Annotated in this window: 15 protein-coding genes; all 15 read left to right on the top strand. The window is 40.7% G+C overall.

Annotated elements, in window-relative coordinates:
- Nucleotides 1-67 precede the first annotated feature (67 nt).
- The 15 genes from N1I87_RS13275 to N1I87_RS13205 all read left to right on the top strand — a co-directional run bounded on the left by N1I87_RS13275 (nt 68) and on the right by N1I87_RS13205 (nt 16,870).
- Nucleotides 68-529, top strand: a complete 462-nt coding sequence (locus tag N1I87_RS13275) for a DUF441 domain-containing protein (RefSeq protein WP_341096594.1) — start codon at nt 68-70, stop codon at nt 527-529.
- Between the two features lie 303 nt (nt 530-832).
- Nucleotides 833-1,948, top strand: coding sequence for a citrate synthase (gene citZ, locus N1I87_RS13270; protein WP_341102221.1), 1,116 nt, complete (start codon nt 833-835; stop codon nt 1,946-1,948).
- A gap of 181 nt (nt 1,949-2,129) precedes the next feature.
- Nucleotides 2,130-3,401, top strand: a complete 1,272-nt coding sequence (icd, locus tag N1I87_RS13265; protein WP_003355614.1) for an NADP-dependent isocitrate dehydrogenase — start codon at nt 2,130-2,132, stop codon at nt 3,399-3,401.
- 85 nt (nt 3,402-3,486) lie between these two features.
- A complete protein-coding gene (mdh, locus tag N1I87_RS13260; RefSeq protein ID WP_003355613.1) occupies nt 3,487-4,425 on the top strand; it encodes a malate dehydrogenase in 939 nt (312 codons plus the stop codon).
- Between the two features lie 197 nt (nt 4,426-4,622).
- Complete coding sequence (locus N1I87_RS13255) at nt 4,623-5,333, top strand: response regulator transcription factor (protein WP_003355612.1); 711 nt, start codon at nt 4,623-4,625, stop codon at nt 5,331-5,333.
- A 325-nt stretch (nt 5,334-5,658) separates the two neighbouring features.
- On the top strand, nt 5,659-8,289 hold the full coding sequence (polA, locus tag N1I87_RS13250) for a DNA polymerase I (RefSeq protein ID WP_341102219.1): 2,631 nt from the start codon (nt 5,659-5,661) through the stop codon (nt 8,287-8,289).
- A 21-nt stretch (nt 8,290-8,310) separates the two neighbouring features.
- Nucleotides 8,311-9,129, top strand: coding sequence for a DNA-formamidopyrimidine glycosylase (gene mutM, locus N1I87_RS13245; RefSeq protein ID WP_003355610.1), 819 nt, complete (start codon nt 8,311-8,313; stop codon nt 9,127-9,129).
- 23 nt (nt 9,130-9,152) lie between these two features.
- The gene (ytaF, locus tag N1I87_RS13240) at nt 9,153-9,857 is read left to right on the top strand and encodes a sporulation membrane protein YtaF (RefSeq protein WP_341102218.1); all 705 of its coding nucleotides are present in this window, start codon (nt 9,153-9,155) and stop codon (nt 9,855-9,857) included.
- Nucleotides 9,858-9,910: 53 nt separating this feature from the next.
- The gene (gene coaE, locus N1I87_RS13235; RefSeq protein ID WP_341102216.1) at nt 9,911-10,513 is read left to right on the top strand and encodes a dephospho-CoA kinase; all 603 of its coding nucleotides are present in this window, start codon (nt 9,911-9,913) and stop codon (nt 10,511-10,513) included.
- 184 nt (nt 10,514-10,697) lie between these two features.
- A complete protein-coding gene (locus N1I87_RS13230) occupies nt 10,698-11,729 on the top strand; it encodes a glyceraldehyde-3-phosphate dehydrogenase (protein ID WP_040342004.1) in 1,032 nt (343 codons plus the stop codon).
- A gap of 512 nt (nt 11,730-12,241) precedes the next feature.
- Nucleotides 12,242-12,622 carry an adenosylmethionine decarboxylase gene (gene speD / locus N1I87_RS13225; RefSeq protein ID WP_003355605.1) on the top strand — a complete coding sequence of 127 codons (381 nt, stop codon included), beginning with the start codon at nt 12,242-12,244 and terminating at the stop codon, nt 12,620-12,622.
- Nucleotides 12,623-12,771: 149 nt separating this feature from the next.
- Entirely contained in the window at nt 12,772-13,230 is a 459-nt protein-coding gene (gene nrdR, locus N1I87_RS13220; RefSeq protein WP_341102213.1) for a transcriptional regulator NrdR, read from the top strand.
- A 143-nt stretch (nt 13,231-13,373) separates the two neighbouring features.
- Nucleotides 13,374-14,783: a replication initiation and membrane attachment family protein gene (locus N1I87_RS13215; RefSeq protein ID WP_003355603.1), complete on the top strand. Its 1,410-nt coding sequence runs from the start codon at nt 13,374-13,376 to the stop codon at nt 14,781-14,783.
- Nucleotides 14,780-15,712, top strand: a complete 933-nt coding sequence (gene dnaI, locus N1I87_RS13210; protein ID WP_328202697.1) for a primosomal protein DnaI — start codon at nt 14,780-14,782, stop codon at nt 15,710-15,712. Before N1I87_RS13215 ends, dnaI begins: the two co-directional genes overlap by 4 nt.
- A 297-nt stretch (nt 15,713-16,009) precedes the next feature.
- On the top strand, nt 16,010-16,870 hold the full coding sequence (locus tag N1I87_RS13205; protein WP_341102209.1) for a putative sporulation protein YtxC: 861 nt from the start codon (nt 16,010-16,012) through the stop codon (nt 16,868-16,870).
- The last annotated feature ends 444 nt before the right edge of the window (nt 16,871-17,314 follow it).

Raw genomic sequence — 17,314 nt, 5'->3', positions numbered from 1 at the left:
TTCCATATGGGCATGGAAAATGATATTCTTATCCTGAATTAAATCTTAAAGAAAGGAATGCATCATGATGTCACAACAACCTTTTTTATTTTTACTGCTGCTATTAGCGATCGGTTTTATTTCCAAAAACCAATCTTTAATGGTGGCGATAGCTGTATTATTAGTTTTAAAAGTCATCGGTACGGATGATAAAATTTTTTCATTGATCCACTCAAAAGGGATCAATTGGGGAGTGACCATCATTACAGTGGCTGTCCTGGTGCCTATTGCAACAGGCGAGATCGGTTTCAAAGATTTAACGGAATCCTTAAAATCTCCTTATGCATGGATTGCGTTAATTTCCGGTATTATCGTTGCCATTTTAGGAAAGCATGGGGTATCTTTACTGTCCGAATCTCCTCATATCACGACGTCACTTGTGTTGGGGACGGTTTTGGCGATTGCTCTCTTTAAAGGAGTGGCTGTCGGTCCTCTTATTGGGGCGGGAATAGCTTATACGGCAATGAGAATCTTTAGTTTTTTTCATTAGAAAAAAATATCCGACTATTTTTAATAAAGAAAGCTTAATAAAGAAAGTCATTTTTAATAAAGAAAGCTTAATAAAGAAAGTCATTTTTCTAAAAAAATAATTTTTTTAATTTTAAACGCTTTTGGTTCACAAAAGTCAGATAATTAGTTATAATAAGACGTGTAAGCGCATCCTTTAGTATGGATTGAATATAAAGGAATTTGTCCGCTAGTTGAGCGAGCGAATAAGAAATTTTTTTACTATTTATTCATTATTTGCGAAAAAATGGGTAATGGGGAAATTTAAGACAAAGGAGAGATGGGTATGACTGCAACTCGTGGTCTGGAAGGAGTAGTTGCCGCTTCTACTTCTGTAAGTTCTATTATTGATGATACCCTTACATATGTGGGTTATAACATTGATGACTTAGCGGAAAATGCTTCGTTTGAAGAAGTGATATATCTGCTGTGGCATCGCCGTTTGCCGACAAAAACGGAATTAGACGAATTAAAAAATCAGCTTTCTGATAACTACGAAATTCCTCAAAAAATTATTGACCATTTTAAAATGTATCCAATTGATAAAGTTCATCCCATGGCTGCGCTTCGCACTGCAGTATCTTTCTTAGGATTGTATGACGAAGAAGCTGACGATATGAGCGAGGAAGCGAATTATCGAAAAGCAATCCGTCTGCAAGCAAAAATGCCTGCATTGGTCACAACATTTGCCCGCATTCGTAAAGGGCTTGAACCAATTGCGCCAAACAAAAATTTAAGCTTTGCAGCGAATTTTCTTTATATGCTGAACGGAAAAGAACCGGAAAGTATTGAAGAAGAAGCATTTAATAAAGCATTGATTTTACATGCCGACCATGAATTGAATGCTTCTACTTTTACTGCGCGTGTATGTGTAGCCACCTTGTCAGATATTTATTCTGGTATTACCTCAGCGATCGGTGCTTTAAAAGGACCTCTTCATGGCGGTGCAAACGAGCAAGTAATGAAAATGTTGACGGAAATCGATTCCGTTGAAAACGTGGAACCATATATTCGGAAAAAACTGGCCAACAAAGAAAAGATAATGGGATTTGGTCACAGAGTATACCGCAAAGGCGACCCTCGTGCAAAACATTTGAAAGAAATGTCCCGAAAATTAACAGCTCTCAGAGGAGAACCAAAGTGGTTTGAAATCTCTACTCGAATTGAAGAAATTGTGACGTCTGAAAAAGGTTTGCCGCCGAATGTCGATTTCTATTCTGCATCTGTTTACCACAGCTTGGGAATTGATCATGATCTTTTCACGCCAATCTTTGCCGTCAGCCGTGTTTCAGGATGGATTGCCCATATTTTAGAACAGTATGACAACAACCGTTTAATTCGTCCGCGGGCTGAATACATCGGTCCTTCCAAACAAGTGTATGTTCCGCTGGAAGATCGTTGATAACAGGCTATAAGTGGTTTAATGTCGTTCGTTGAACGATTGGTAGCGCTTGCTTGGAAAAGCAAGTTCGTGAATCTATTGTTTACAAATGCGTGAATTATTGGTGTAATAAGAATAGTTGCACAAAGGTTAGATGCAGATGGCTTCTAACCTTTGATTCTGAAATTGGAGGTATAAGAGCATGTCACAAGGGGAAAAAATCACAGTACAGAACGGAGTTTTAAAAGTACCTAATAATCCGATTATTCCATTTATTGAAGGGGATGGAACAGGCCCTGATATTTGGAGAGCAGCTTCACGCGTTTTAGATGCGGCGGTGGAAAAAGCTTATAAAGGCGAAAGAAAAATCGTTTGGAAAGAAGTATATGCCGGCGAAAAAGCTTTCAAAAAAACAGGTGAATGGCTTCCGCAAGAAACATTGGATGTCATCCGAGAATATCTCATTGCGATTAAAGGGCCTTTAACAACTCCGGTAGGCGGTGGAATTCGTTCTTTAAATGTTGCTTTACGACAAGAACTCGATCTTTTTGTGTGCCTGCGTCCAGTACGTTATTTTGAAGGAGTACCTTCACCGGTAAAACGCCCGCAAGATACCGATATGGTCATTTTCCGTGAAAATACGGAAGATATTTACGCTGGAATTGAATATCAAAAAGGCACTCCTGAAGTGAAAAAAGTCATTGATTTTCTTCAAAATGAAATGGGCGTCAAAAAAATCCGCTTCCCAGAAACTTCTGGAATCGGCATTAAACCGGTTTCGGAAGAAGGATCTAAGCGTCTTATAAGAGCGGCTATTAACTATGCAATTAAAGAAGGCAGAAAATCTGTTACATTAGTACATAAAGGAAATATTATGAAGTTTACAGAAGGTGCCTTCAAAAATTGGGGATACGAATTGGCGGAAGAAGAATTCGGCGATAAAGTATTCACGTGGGCTCAATATGACCGCATCAAAGAAGAACAAGGAACAGAAGCTGCCAATAAAGCTCAACAAGAGGCAGAAGCAGCCGGAAAAATTATTGTAAAAGATGCGATTGCGGATATTTTCTTGCAACAAATTTTAACACGTCCGCGTGAATTTGATGTAGTGGCCACTATGAATTTAAATGGAGACTACATTTCTGATGCTCTTGCTGCTCAAGTAGGCGGAATCGGTATTGCTCCAGGGGCTAATATTAACTATGAAACTGGACATGCTATTTTTGAAGCAACACATGGTACGGCTCCAAAATATGCTAATTTGGACAAGGTGAATCCATCATCCGTTATTTTGTCCGGCGTATTAATGCTTGAACATTTAGGTTGGAATGAAGCGGCCAACTTAATTGTCAAATCGATGGAAAAGACCATTGCTTCCAAAGTGGTCACATATGATTTTGCGCGCTTGATGGAAGGGGCTAAAGAAGTCAAAACATCCGAATTTGGGTCACAATTAATTGCGAATATGGAATAATGTCCATTTGTTGGATAGAAGTCGGGCTCTTAAATCGTTGAGAGCCTGCTTCTTTATATAAATCCATAATAAGGAGGAACTTCTCTTGGCGTTGAAGCGTAAAAAAATCTCTGTAATCGGTGGCGGTTTTACGGGAGCAACTACAGCGTTTTTACTTGCTCAAAAAGAACTTGGAGATGTCGTTTTGGTCGATATTCCTAACATGGAAAATCCTACAAAAGGGAAAGCTTTAGATATGCTGGAAGCTAGTCCTGTCCAAGGGTTCGATGCCAATATTACGGGTACTTCCAATTACGAAGAAACAAAAGATTCAGACGTTGTGGTCATCACAGCTGGAATTGCCCGTAAGCCTGGTATGAGCCGCGATGATCTTGTACAAACAAACCAAAAGATAATGAAAGCCGTTACGAAAGAAGTGGTGAAATATTCTCCAAACTGCTACATCATTGTGCTGACAAATCCTGTCGATGCCATGACATATACGGTTTTTAAAGAATCCGGATTCCCTAAAAACCGTGTCATTGGTCAATCAGGGGTGCTCGATACTGCTCGTTTCCGTACTTTTGTCGCGCAGGAATTGAATGTTTCCGTAAAAGATGTCACTGGTTTTGTTCTGGGCGGGCATGGCGACGATATGGTTCCGCTTGTGCGCTACTCTTATGCCGGGGGAATTCCGCTTGAAACGTTAATTCCGAAAGATCGCTTAGATGCCATTGTGGAACGCACTCGCAAAGGCGGCGGTGAAATTGTCAATCTCCTTGGCAATGGGTCTGCTTATTACGCACCTGCAGCCTCTTTGGTAGAAATGGTGGAAGCCATCGTGAAAGACCAACGCCGCATTCTTCCGGCCATTGCCTATTTAGAGGGTGAATACGGATTTGAAGGAATCTATCTTGGAGTTCCGACCATTCTTGGCGCAAACGGAATTGAAAAAGTGATCGAATTGGAGCTGACGGAAGAAGAAAAAGCTGCACTAGCTAAATCGGCAGATTCCGTACGCAACGTCATGGCTTCTTTAGTATAAACTTTCATTCGTTAGGAAAAGCTCTATGAAGCGCGATCGTTTACCGAATCGTTCTCATAGAGCTTTTCTTTTTGCCTTTTTTCAATCAATCCCTTTATCTCTTGCAAATAATCGTGAAAAGAGCTTTTGACAGCGAACGATTACTAATATAATGGAAGAGAAGAAGCAAAAATGAAAAGAGGGCGGGATTCATATCCATGAAAAAAAACATTTTGATTGTCGATGATGAATCATCTATCGTTACATTGATCCAATATAATTTAGAGCAAGCGGGGTTCCAAACAAGTTCTGCGTATGACGGTGAAGAGGCTCTGCAAAAAGTATTCAATGAGAAACCGGATTTGATTATATTGGATTGGATGCTTCCAAAATTGGATGGCATGGAGGTTTGCAAACAGCTTCGACAGCAAAAAATCATGACCCCCATTTTGATGTTGACCGCCAAAGATGAAGAAGTGGATAAAGTTCTTGGATTGGAACTTGGTGCTGATGATTATATGACGAAGCCATTCAGCCCTCGTGAATTGATGGCCAGGGTGAAAGCGATCTTAAGAAGACAGCAGTTTCTTACGGAACCACAAAGTGAACAGTCGCAAGAGCCTGATTTTCTGCAAGTCGGCGATGTGACCATTTATCAACATCTGTACGAGGCTTATTATAAAGATCAACTTTTGGAATTGACGCCAAAAGAATTTGAGCTGCTCCTATATTTAATTAAAAACAAAGGCCGAGTTTTATCAAGAGACCAGCTTCTAAATGCGGTTTGGAATTATGATTTTGCCGGCGATACGCGAATTGTAGATGTTCATATTAGCCATTTGCGTGAAAAAATCGAAAATAATACGAAAAAACCCCAATATATTAAGACCATCAGAGGAATCGGCTATAAATTTGAAGAGCCAAAATAAACAATTGGTTTAACAAAAGCTGCTATCCGGATTTCATTATAAAAGTCATAAAGATCGTAAAAAGGATGGACGGCCGCTTATCGCCCTCTGATAGATCTCTCCGCTTGAAATCAGCTCATTGAATCCAATTGGAAAACAAGCTTTTGTCATATAAAATAATTTTGTTAATGGTGGAACGTCCTTGGTGCCCGGTTAGTGAGAAATGGCGCATTTTCATGATCGAAGGGGCCTCCATAAAGAAAAAGCGGATGGAAAACCGCTTTTTTCTTTTCGGTTCTTTGCATGGTAGAATAACAAGTAGGAGAAGACAAAGGGAGGTTGCCTAGTGAAGAAGAAACTGATTTTGATAGATGGAAACAACATTGCATACCGTGCTTTTTTCGCCCTTCCGTTATTAAATAATGAAAAAGGTATTCACACCAATGCGATTTACGGCTTTACGATGATGCTGAACAAAATATTAGAGGAAGAAAAGCCAACCCATATGTTGGTGGCATTTGATGCCGGCAAAACGACTTTTCGACATGAAACATTCAAGGAATATAAAGGCGGCAGGCAAAAAACGCCTCCGGAACTATCGGAGCAATTTCCGTTTATCCGCGATTTATTAAAGTCTTTTCACATTCCGCAATTTGAACTGGAAAATTATGAAGCGGATGATATCATTGGTACCCTTTCATTAGAAGCGGAGAAAAAAGATTTTGAAATCAAAATTTACAGCGGAGACAAAGATTTGACCCAATTGGCTTCGGAGAAAACAACGGTTTGTCTCTGTCGAAAGGGAATTACCGATATTGAAGAATACACTCCGGAACATGTAAAAGAAAAATACGGTCTTACCCCTCAACAAATTATCGACATGAAAGGTTTGATGGGAGACTCTTCGGATAATATTCCTGGAGTCCCTGGAATCGGCGAAAAAACGGCGATTAAACTGTTAAAAGAATTTGAAACCGTTGAAAAGGTAGTCGATTCTATTGATGAAATCAGCGGAAAAAAGCTAAAAGAACGGCTTCAAGAACATAAACAACAAGCTTTAATGAGCAAAGAACTAGCAACCATTAAAAGAGATGCTCCTTTAGGGATTACGGTTGACGAACTTGAGTATCAAGGACCGGACTGGGAAAAAGTTCAGAGTATTTATAAGGAACTTGGATTCCAGTCTCTGCTGGAGAAAATAGATCAAACTCAGGAAACAGAAGTGCAGCCATTAGAAAAATTGGAGTATCAAACTGTCGAAGAAATCACGGAGGATTTATTCGAACAGGAAAATTCTTTTTATTTAGAGATGATTGGTGAAAATTATTTCATTAGCGACATTGTCGGTATGGCTGTTCAAAATGAAAAAGGAATTTTTTATTTGCCGACAGAATCAACTTTAAAATCTCCTGTTTTTAAAAAATGGGCTGAAGACGAAACGAAAAAGAAAACGGTGTTTGATGCTAAGCGTACGGTCATTGCCTTGCGGAGGCATGGAATTGAGCTGAAAGGGATTGAATTTGATTTACTGCTAGCTTCTTATTTGATTAACCCGTCTGAATCCCCTTCCGATTTTGCCGATGTAGCTAAGCTTCATGGTTTTAATGAAGTGCAATCCGACGAAGCGGTCTACGGAAAAGGGGCGAAATTAAAGCTCCCGGACAGAGAAATTTATGAGGAGCATATTGCAAGAAAAGCGGTGGGGCTTACTAAATTGGTGGAAACATGTCGAGATGTTCTGAAAGAAAATGATCAGCTCTCTCTTTTTTACGATTTAGAAATGCCGCTTGCTTTGATTTTGGCCGATATGGAATGGACAGGCGTAAAGGTGGACGTGGATCGGTTGACAGAAATGGGTGACGAACTTCACAACAGGCTGCAGGAAATCGAAAAGGAAATCTATGAATTGGCCGGACAAGAGTTTAACATTAACTCTCCTAAACAATTAGGGCATATTTTATTTGAAAAAATGGGGCTGCCGGTGATAAAGAAAACGAAAACAGGTTATTCCACATCCGCTGATGTATTGGAAAAATTGGAAAGCAGTCATGAAATCGTTCGCTACATTTTGGAGTACCGCCAGCTAGGAAAATTGCAATCCACTTATATAGATGGGCTGTTGAAAGTAGTTCACCAAGACACTCATAAAGTGCATACTCGCTTTAATCAAGCTCTTACACAGACAGGCAGACTGAGTTCCGCAGATCCTAATTTGCAAAACATCCCGATCAGACTCGAAGAAGGAAGGAAAATCCGCCAAGCTTTTGTCCCGTCTGAAAAAGATTGGGTCATCTTTTCAGCGGATTATTCACAAATCGAATTGCGGGTCCTCGCTCATATATCCGGTGATCAAAAGCTTATTGAAGCCTTCCGAGAGGATATGGATATCCACACCAAAACGGCCATGGATGTTTTTCATGTACAAAAAGAAGAAGTGACATCCAATATGAGGAGACAGGCGAAAGCCGTTAATTTTGGGATTGTCTATGGAATCAGCGATTATGGACTCTCACAAAATTTAGGGATTACGAGAAAGGAAGCCGGTCAGTTTATTGAACGTTATTTTGCTTCTTATCCGGATGTAAAAGAATATATGGATGAGATTGTTAGAGAAGCGAAACGAAAAGGTTATGTAACCACATTGCTTCATAGAAGACGATATTTGCCGGAAATTACAAGCCGAAATTTCAATGTACGCAGCTTTGCAGAGCGGACGGCCATGAATACGCCAATACAAGGAAGCGCTGCTGATATTATTAAAAAAGCAATGATTGATATGGCAGAACGATTGAAGAAAGAACAGCTTAAATCGAGAATGCTTCTTCAAGTGCATGATGAATTGATTTTTGAAGTTCCTCCCGATGAGATAGAAACGATGAAAAAAATCGTACCAGATGTAATGGAACATGCGGTTGAATTGAAAGTTCCGCTAAAAGTGGATTATGCCTATGGTCCCACTTGGTATGATGCTAAATAGGCGGTTTGGAGGTGATAGGTTTTGCCTGAAATGCCGGAAGTAGAAATCGTTCGGCGAACATTGCTTCCTTTAACCACGAGGAAAACGATAAAAGACGTGACGATCCGTTGGCCGAAAATGATTCAAAATACAGACGCAGACACTTTTCGAAAAACGTTGAACGGACAGACGATCCATGATATATCCAGACGAGGAAAATTCTTGATTTTCCATTTTGATGACTATTCTGTTGTATCGCATTTGCGGATGGAAGGTCGCTATCGTGTGGAAGAAAAGATAGAGCCGGATCCTCATACCCATTTAGTGTTCCACTTTACTGACGGTACGCATCTGTTGTACAGAGATGTACGGAAATTTGGAACGTTTCATTTGTTTCCAAAGGGAGAAGAATTTTTTGCTCCTCCTTTATCTCACTTAGGTCCGGAGCCTTTTTCTGATGCATTCACATTCGCCTTTTTAAAAGAACAACTGAAAAAAACCAGCAGATTGATTAAAGCTGTTCTGCTGGATCAAAAAGTAGTGGTTGGACTCGGCAATATTTATGTCGATGAAGTGTTATTTCGTTCCGGGATTCATCCGGAGCGGAAAGCACAGGATTTGAATGATAAGGAAATAGAAAAGCTAAGAGCGGAGATCATCACTACGTTGAAAGAGGCCATCGATAAAGGCGGAAGCACGGTCCGCTCGTATGTGAATTCACAAGGGAAGAAAGGGACGTACCAGCTGCAACTGTTCGTGTATGCGAGAAACGGGGAGCCTTGCCGGATCTGTGGGCGTCCTATCGAAAAAATAAAAGTCGCTGGCCGCGGCACACATTTTTGCTCAAACTGTCAGCATTGACATTGCCGACCGTTTGAAAACGAATGAACAATGGGCGAGCTCCTTCCATATATTATTTTCAGGCAGATAGGAAGGAGATTGCACAAATGGGATCATTCTTTTCTTTACTCTTACTTGCGTTTGCGGTTAGTCTTGATAATTTCAGTACGGGACTTGCCTACGGCATCAAACAAATGAAACTCCCTTTGAAGTCTGTCGTGATTCTTTCTTGCTGTTCAGGTGTGGCTTTGCTGCTGGCAATGATGATCGGCCGCTTATTCGGCCAGATATTGTCCCCGCATTTGGCATCGCTGATTGGCGGCATTATTTTGATCGGTTTGGGAGCATGGGCGCTTTTTCCGCTTTTTCGCAGCCATCAAAAAGATGAAGAAGAGCTTCCGCATGAAAAGACGATTTTTAAGTTGGAATTAAAGTCCGTCGGTTTAGTGATTAGTATTTTAAAGACGCCGACAAAAGCGGATTTTGATCGATCGGGAACGATTACGGGCCTGGAAGCGGTCATGCTTGGAATTGCTTTATCCCTTGATGCTTTCGGAGTCGGATTGGGAGCGGCCATGCTTGGCTATTCTCCCGTTTTATTATCCGCATCCGTTGCCATTATGAGTCTAATATTTGTTTCTGCCGGGCTGAAGATGGGGTCCGTATTTTCCAAAAGACAATGGGTGCAAAGATTAACGTATCTCCCCGGATTGCTGTTAATGTTAATTGGATTTTGGAAAATTGGTTAAAAGAGACCTAATATCTTTTATACGATGACAAGAATGGAAAAGGGGGGACGCAAATGGCTGCCATCATCGGTTTAACCGGCGGCATCGCCAGTGGAAAAAGCACGGTATCAAGTCTTTTGAAAGAAAAGGGCTTTACAGTGATTGATGCCGACGTAGCCGCAAGGATTGTCGTTCAACCTGGAGAAGAGGCTTATAAAAAAATAGTGGAGACATTCGGAAAAGACATTCTGTTGGAGAATGGGGAAATTAACCGACCTAAGCTTGGCGACCTCGTATTTCGCGACGAGCAGAAAAGACTTCAACTGAACTCTATTGTACATCCGGCTGTTCGAAAACAGATGCTTTTGGAAAAAGAGCAGGCCATTCGGAATGGTAAGCAAACGATTTTTTTAGATATTCCGCTTCTTTTTGAAAGCGGACTGACATGGATGGTGGATAAAACCATCGTGGTTTATGTAGATGAAAACATACAGCTTCAACGACTGATGAAACGAAACGGTTTAGATAAAGAGGCTGCCGAGATTCGAATCTTGGCACAAATGCCTCTTGAAGAAAAAGCCAGCAAAGCGGATGCAGTGATCAATAACAATGGGACCATTACCGAAACAAAAAAACAGTTAGAACATATCATCGAAATATGGGCCCTCCGCCCGTAAACAAAAGGCTGTCTTAAGATGAACTGCCTTTTTGTTTTATGGATAGCATGGTGAACTTTTGTGATGGTATAAAAAGGGATGGTCAAAAAAATATGCAAAATAATCATTCCATTAAAGATGAAATATGTTATACTAATTTTAGTTAATTCCCTCAAAAGTATAACATATAGGAGGAGCCGGAATGATGAAGGCGAGAATAGCAATCAATGGCTTTGGCCGCATAGGAAGGATGTTTTTACGAAGAGCCATTTTAGAAGAAAAATTAGATATTGTAGCCATTAATGCAAGCTACCCTGCTGCTACTTTAGCTCATCTCATTAAATATGACTCCAATCATGGAAAGTTTGAAGGAGAGGTCGAAGCAGAAGACAACGCCATTATTGTCAACAACAAAAAAATCCAATTATTAAACAACCGAAATCCAGCAGAGCTTCCTTGGGGAGATCTTCAAATAGATATCGTGATTGAAGCAACTGGCAAATTTAATTCCCGTGAAAAAGCGTCTCTTCACCTTGAGGCCGGAGCGAAAAAAGTCATTTTGACGGCGCCCGGCAAAAATGAGGATGTTACGATTGTCATGGGCGTGAATGAAAGCGATTTAAACATAGAAAAGCATCATATTATTTCCAATGCTTCTTGTACCACCAACTGTCTGGCGCCGGTAGCGAAAGTGCTGGATGAAGAATTCGGCATCGAAAATGGGTTGATGACAACCGTTCATGCTTATACAAATGATCAGAAAAATATTGATAATCCTCACAAAGATTTGCGAAGAGCCCGCAGCTGCGGCCAGTCCATCATACCGACCACTACAGGGGCGGCTAAAGCGCTGGCGCTTGTGCTGCCGCAATTGAAAGGAAAACTGCATGGGATGGCGCTGCGCGTGCCGACTCCGAACGTGTCTTTAGTGGATTTAGTGGTGGATTTGCGCCGGGAAGTTACGGCCGATGAAATTAATCAAGCGTTTATTGCCGCCAGCCAAGGTCCTTTAAAAGGAAAACTTGGATTCACTACCGAACCGCTTGTTTCCATCGATTTTAATACCGATTCACGTTCTGCCATAATCGATGGATTATCCACGATCGTCATCGGCGGAAAAAAGGCAAAAGTGTTGGCTTGGTATGACAATGAATGGGGTTATTCCTGCCGTGTAGTGGAGTTGGCCACTTTTGTCGCGCAAGAAATGGAAAAAAAAGCTGAAATGAAAATTGGTTGAAACGTAAAAACTGAAAAAAGCTAGTTTTCGTGTTTAACAAGATGCACCATAGCTTCGTTATGTTTTCCAGCTAGAAACTGTTGTTTTACAGGGGTTGACTGGGCCAGGCTCCCTCTTTGTGCTTTGGAGAGGGGGCGGCGACCTATAAAGTCAGCCTCTTTTTTTATGGGATACGTTTAGCTTTATTATGATATGGATGAGTCCGTTTTTTGCTTAATCCAGCTAAAGGTTCTATCCCATTGAGACCGAAAATCATGCCATATGGAGCTTTTTTATTTAACCGGGTTGGTCCTTCTTAACGGTACAAACGATTTTTGCCTGCATTCGACAAAAACATTATTGCAAAAAGATATTAAACCAAGTATACTATGATTCGTGAACTTCTTATAATGGAATCATAACTACTTAAAGGGTTAGGACCTCTTCGGACTAACTTTCCCCCGTGGTAGTTATAAAACTTTTAAAAATATTCTTTTGATCGAAAAAAATTTTGTAAAAGGGGGAAACGATCAATGGAAACAATGGGTCGTCATGTCATTTCTGAACTTTGGGGCTGTGAATTTGAAAAACTGAACGATGTGGAACAAATTGAAAAAATCTTCGTGGAAGCCGCATTGAAATCTGGTGCAGAAATCAGAGAGGTAGCATTTCACAAATTTGCTCCTCAAGGCGTAAGCGGGGTAGTGATTATATCAGAATCACATTTAACGATTCATAGCTTCCCAGAGCACGGATATGCAAGCATTGACGTTTATACATGCGGCGATTTGAATCCGAATATTGCTGCTGATTATATAGCTGAAGCATTAGGTGCCCAGACTCGTGAAACCATTGAATTGCCGAGAGGGATGGGCCCGGTACAAGTGAAGTCTCAAAATATAAAAGCATTGTAAAATTCAAGGGTGCATGGCAATCATGCACCCTTTTACTTATCTCTGGCAATGTCGCTTCTTTTGAAAGAAAAATTGCGTTCAAAAACTCCATTATTATATAATCATTCTAGGTAGAATGCGGGAATATTGAGATGAGACGGAGTGATTTTATGAGATGTCCAGCATGTCAGCACAACGGCACCCGCGTGGTGGATTCAAGGCCGGTCGATGAAGGAAGAGCGATACGCAGAAGGCGCGAATGCGAAAGCTGTTCCTATCGATTTACCACGTTTGAACGTGTGGAAGAGCTGCCGCTGATCGTGATCAAAAAAGAAAATACTCGGGAAGAATTCAGCCGAGAAAAAATATTACGCGGTCTCATTAAAGCTTGCGAGAAGCGTCCGGTCTCTCTTGAGCAGCTGGAACAGATCACGCTCGATATCGAAAAAGAAATCCGAAATGAAGGTGTATCAGAAGTTCATTCAGAGAAAATCGGTGAAATGGTGATGGATCGTTTGGCGAAAGTGGATGAAGTCTCATATGTCCGCTTTGCTTCCGTTTATCGCCAATTCAAGGATATAAATGTATTTTTAGAAGAATTGAAAGAACTGATCAAAAAAGAAAAATAAAAAGCTGGAGTTTGAACAAATCTCTGGCTTTTTTTCTTCTAGCCTCGTGCATACATTCCGTTTCGACCTGCAGCTAAAAGAGACCCCAGATACGCATAATTCCTGTACGTAAACATGAATGAGTTTAGAAAGGTTCGATTAAAATGAAACCGTTTTGGAATGAATTGCAACCAGTGGATGAGTATTCGGTCAAATTAAGCGGAATCCTTCATGACACCGATCGAAAAATTCTTACCTTTCTGTATCAACCGTTAATCGGCTCTGCTTGTTTTAGTTTATATATGACGCTTTGGGCCCAAGCAGAGGAAAATCGGCTTTGGTCCAAAACTTCCAATCATTATGGCTTGATGAATTTTTTAAATATGAATTTAAAAACGATTTATCATGAACGATTAAAATTAGAAGGAATCGGATTGTTAAAAACATATGTAAAAGAAATGGGAGACTCCCGAAGCTATATTTATGAGTTATTGCCGCCGCTGACGCCTGAACAGTTTTTTCAAGATGGGATGCTGAACGTCTTTTTATATCGCAAAATTGGCCGTTCTCAATTTTTGCGATTGAAGAAATTTTTTTCAAATGAAACGATTGAACATGAATCTTATAAAGAAGTGACAAGATCATGGCCGGAAGTGTTTTCTTCTTCGCCGTCTGCCGTTATGGATTCGGAAGCACTTTCCGATAGCCAATCTGAAACGGGGGAAGAATTTTTAAAAAGACCGGAAAATCCCGGACTTACACTGAATGACGAACAATTCGATTTTCAGCTTTTGGAAAGCGGATTGAAAAGTGTCATGGTGCCGAAACAAACGCTTACTCCGCAAGTGAAAGAGACGATTTTGAAGTTATCCCATCTATATGGCATAAATGAATTGGAAATGAAGAATATTCTTTTAAGCGCATTGGATGAGAACGATGAGGTGGATATTGATCAATTACGAAAATCAGCCAGAGATTGGTACCAGTTGAGGGTAAATCCTGAACTTCCGGAACTAGTGGATTTAGTGCAGCCTCCCGTATTGCGGACCGAAACAAAAGGAGACGGCCCTGAAGATGAGCTGATTGCATACTTGGAAACGACTTCTCCACGACAGCTGTTGATTGACATATCGGGAAGTATGCCTTCTAAAGCTGATTTGCAGGCGATTGAAGAGATTATGTTCCAGCAAAAGCTCTCGCCAGGTGTCGTTAATGTTTTGATCCAGTACGTATTGTTAAAAACAGATATGAAATTGTCAAAGGCTTATTTGGAGAAAGTGGCCGCACATTGGGCGCGAAAGAAGATAAAGACGGTAAAAGAAGCGTTGGAATTGGCCAAAAAAGAACATCGCCAATATTTGGAGTGGGCGAATCAGAAAAAGACAACGAACCAAACGAACCAAATGAAAAAAAAGCCCGTCCGTATCGAAAAGCTGCCTGATTGGTTTCAAGAATACGAATCGAAAAAATCGGCCTCGAAGGAAGAGGACGAAGATTTTGACTTTGAGGCGGAAAAACGGAAGCTGGAAGAAAAATTAAAGAAAAGAAAAACGGCGGGAGGTGAACATAAATGAAACGTATCCAAGATTCGCTAAAACGGCTCAGTTCGCCCGATTTTCACAAAAGATACCAGGCGGTGCGCAAGGATATCTTGGGAAATCCGGATGTTTCCGACTTTTTGGAAAAGCATCGAGACGAAGTGGACTCGGAAGTTTTGGATAAAAGTTTAGGAAAATTGTATGAATATATAACCCAAAGTAAAGGTTGTCAAGGCTGCCCCGATTTAAGCCATTGCAGAAATATGATGCAGGGGTATGAACCTGTGCTGGTCATGCGAAAGGGCAGTATTGATATCGAATACAGACGCTGCCAAAGAAAAATCATCTTTGATGAGCAGCGGAAAACAGAAAAATTGATTCAAAGCATCTATGTTCCGAAAGAAGTGTTGAAGGCTTCATTTGAGACGTTCGATTTCAATACTCCTGGGAGAATTAAAGCGTTAAAATATGCCGAAGAATTTGTTGCGGGCTATCATACTCAAAAGCAACAGAGGGGTTTATATTTGTACGGGCATTTTGGCGTTGGAAAATCTTATTTATTAGGAGCAATCGCCAACGAGTTGGCAAATGTCGGTGTTCCCTCGTATATTGTTTATTTCCCTGAGTTTGTAAGAGAAATGAAGCAGTCATTAAACGACCATTCCATCAATGAAAAACTCGATATGATTAAAAAAACACCGGTTCTTATGCTGGACGATGTCGGGGCAGAATCCGTGTCCAGCTGGATGCGAGATGATATTCTGGGCCCCATTCTTCAATACCGCAGCTTGGAAAGACTGCCTACTTTTTTCAGCTCCAATTTTGATTATGATGAACTGGAGTTTCATTTTTCTCATTCGCAAAGAGGAGAAGAAGAGAAGTTGAAGGCCGCCAGAATTATGGAACGAATCAAATTTTTGACCATCGCTGTAAAATTGGATGGTCCTAATAGAAGAGAAAGGTAGGAACGATTTTTTGACAAGCGTAGGCATCTCTCTTTAAAAGAAACGATGCAAGCTTTGTTTCCTCTCTCAAATAATCATCTTCTTAAAGCCACAAGCTGCAAAGGAGCTTTCCTTCTTGTGGTTTCTTTTTTTCTAAATGAACAATACCCCTCGCTAGATATGCTTATGAAAGGAATGAATGTCCAAAACAAAGCTCTGTCTATTTGGTACTAACATCAAAGCAAGAAAGTCTATTCTAAAACCATTGGGTCCCCCATATATATGAAATATAAAATTTACGGACAAGGGGGGGCCATCTTGATTGAAATTTTATTTTCCAACCAGCTTGATGCTTTCAAATGGAGCGAGTTCTCGAAAAAGAATCATGTGAAAGTTGAGCTGCAACAAAAGCGATTTTCAACCGCTCCGTATTTCGTTCGCCATCCGCAAAAGACATGGAATTCGAGTTCGATTTGCACGGTGTTTATAGAATTTATGTTGGAATGGAAACGAATCCAATGGGCAAAACAATTATTAGAAACGTCTTATTGGTACAAGGATAAAGAAGAAAGCCAACGAATTCTGGAGATTATTTGCGAGATGTTTTCCGGTGAAAGAAAGGAACTGATCCAACTGCTGGAAGAGTTTCCTGAAGTACCGTTCTTGCGGGATTCTTTTCTTTCTTTGCCGGAGAATGAGTCCCATGTTCATTTTGATGGATTCGCTAAATTTCGGCTTAAACCGTTTTGGGATCGAGTGGGCAAATACGTGGAACTGGCTATTGATGAATTTAAAATGGAGCAGGAATATCAAGTATTCATTCATATGCAACGAGAATTTTTGTGGAAGAAAGAACAACAAATCCCCATGTTAAGAGTGTATTTACACGAAAACGAACCGATCTTTTACGATGAAAGCTTTCAAAGGCTCCATCAAGATGATTTATTAAGAGTTTTGGATAAACGGTTATTAGTGAACCGTCCGCTGACGGTAGATTGCTTTACATTGGTGCCGTTATTATCGCTTGCCCCCGGCCACATCCGACTGTATACGGATGAAGGGGAATCAGGGCTTTCCAGAACGATTCAAAATATTTTTGAAGAGAGAGTGACCTTGCTTCCTGCTCGTCAATTTTGGGAAGAGCAATGGAAGATTGGATCAAAAGATGCCGCCAATTAATAATTTACCATCCAGATCTTGATTTTGTCGGGAAAAACCCCTATAATATTGTACATACAAGAACATACTGCACAAGGTAATGATAAGGACATGAGCGTTCTATTACGGTTTATCAGAGAGGAAAAGCGAGGCTGAAACTTTTCCAACACGAATGGAATGCTTACCGCCTTTAAACCGCAGCCAGGAACGGCAATAAGATTGCTCAGTATTGGCTTGACGGCCGCAGCCGTTATCTGATCTGGAGCCGAATTTTTGCAGTCATAACGGCAAAAATTCGGGAAAGCAGGGTGGAACCGCGATGAACAACCTCGCCCCTCATGAGAGGGACGGGGTTTTTTGTTGGCCAAAAAAATCTTTTGGCGCTTGAGCCTGATGACGAACGTTTTTCACCGGCTTGGTATGGATAAAAGTCAAATCGCGGATAATGAATGTAGGAGCAAGCCG

It is taken from the genome of Bacillus sp. FSL W8-0102 (assembly GCF_038007225.1).
Classification (GTDB): domain Bacteria; phylum Bacillota; class Bacilli; order Bacillales; family DSM-4216; genus Bacillus_O; species Bacillus_O smithii.
This window is presented reverse-complemented; position numbering and strand designations above follow the sequence as displayed.

What these genes read in the sequence shown, in the direction of transcription:
- N1I87_RS13215 (WP_003355603.1), top strand. Translation starts at nt 13,374, where the DNA reads ATGAAACCGTTTTGGAATGAATTGCAACCAGTGGATGAGTATTCGGTC.
- N1I87_RS13275 (WP_341096594.1), top strand. Translation starts at nt 68, where the DNA reads ATGTCACAACAACCTTTTTTATTTTTACTGCTGCTATTAGCGATCGGT.
- ytaF (WP_341102218.1), top strand. Translation starts at nt 9,153, where the DNA reads ATGAACAATGGGCGAGCTCCTTCCATATATTATTTTCAGGCAGATAGG.
- N1I87_RS13255 (WP_003355612.1), top strand. Translation starts at nt 4,623, where the DNA reads ATGAAAAAAAACATTTTGATTGTCGATGATGAATCATCTATCGTTACA.
- dnaI (WP_328202697.1), top strand. Translation starts at nt 14,780, where the DNA reads ATGAAACGTATCCAAGATTCGCTAAAACGGCTCAGTTCGCCCGATTTT.
- coaE (WP_341102216.1), top strand. Translation starts at nt 9,911, where the DNA reads ATGGCTGCCATCATCGGTTTAACCGGCGGCATCGCCAGTGGAAAAAGC.
- icd (WP_003355614.1), top strand. Translation starts at nt 2,130, where the DNA reads ATGTCACAAGGGGAAAAAATCACAGTACAGAACGGAGTTTTAAAAGTA.
- nrdR (WP_341102213.1), top strand. Translation starts at nt 12,772, where the DNA reads ATGAGATGTCCAGCATGTCAGCACAACGGCACCCGCGTGGTGGATTCA.
- N1I87_RS13230 (WP_040342004.1), top strand. Translation starts at nt 10,698, where the DNA reads ATGAAGGCGAGAATAGCAATCAATGGCTTTGGCCGCATAGGAAGGATG.
- citZ (WP_341102221.1), top strand. Translation starts at nt 833, where the DNA reads ATGACTGCAACTCGTGGTCTGGAAGGAGTAGTTGCCGCTTCTACTTCT.
- speD (WP_003355605.1), top strand. Translation starts at nt 12,242, where the DNA reads ATGGAAACAATGGGTCGTCATGTCATTTCTGAACTTTGGGGCTGTGAA.